1 protein-coding gene and 1 pseudogene are annotated in these 635 nt (G+C 60.3%); one reads left to right on the top strand and one right to left on the bottom strand.

Features of this window, described 5'->3' with window-relative positions; genetic code table 11:
- Positions 1 to 69 precede the first annotated feature (69 nt).
- Positions 70 to 498 carry a recombinase family protein gene (locus GOB86_RS15730; RefSeq protein ID WP_456304165.1) on the top strand — a complete coding sequence of 143 codons (429 nt, stop codon included), beginning with the start codon at positions 70 to 72 and terminating at the stop codon, positions 496 to 498.
- Positions 499 to 525: 27 nt separating this feature from the next.
- Here the strand turns inward: GOB86_RS15730 and GOB86_RS15725 are convergent.
- A pseudogene (locus tag GOB86_RS15725) lies at positions 526 to 635 on the bottom strand (ATP-binding protein); the annotation flags it as partial.

The raw sequence follows: 635 nt of genomic DNA, 5'->3' as shown, positions 1-635 counted from the left end.
AATGATCAAGCGAACCATGTTCGGAAGAGCAGGCTTCGAACTCCTCAGGGCGCGTGTCCTTCAGCCCGCATAATCAAAAAACATCATCACGAAAAGTGCGGAAGAACCCACCTGGTCAACACCGTGAAGGATCTGTCAGACCGCAGGATCGGCCTGCGTGTGCTGACCGGAAAAGGCGCTCAGATCGACACCACGACCGCATCCGGCCGCATGGTGTTCGGTATCTTTGCCACTCTGGCCGAGTTCGAGCGGGATCTGATCCGCGAGCGCACCATGGCTGGCCTTGCCGCAGCCAGAGCGCGCGGACGAAAGGGAGGGCGAAAATTCGCCCTGACCAAAGCACAGGTGCGTCTCGCCCAGGCCGCCATGGCGCAGCGCGACACGTCTGTTTCCGATCTGTGCAAGGAACTCGGGATCGAGCGCGTCACTCTATACAGATATGTCGGACCGAAGGGCGAGCTCAGGGATTATGGGAAGCGCGTTCTCAGCTTAGCGTAGGATTTCGCCCCCTCCCGCAAACGACCCCTTGTAGGCGGGGAACCGGGCTGTCTTTGTCTGGTAGGCGATGGAGCGCACTTCGCGTTCGGCCAGTTCCGCCTTCAGAAGCTGCGAGAGAATGGGGATGGCCGCCCCGA

Source organism: Acetobacter lambici (genome assembly GCF_011516885.1).
Classification (GTDB): domain Bacteria; phylum Pseudomonadota; class Alphaproteobacteria; order Acetobacterales; family Acetobacteraceae; genus Acetobacter; species Acetobacter lambici.
Note: the sequence above shows the minus strand (reverse complement) of the source record. Positions and strands in the feature narration are given on the sequence as shown.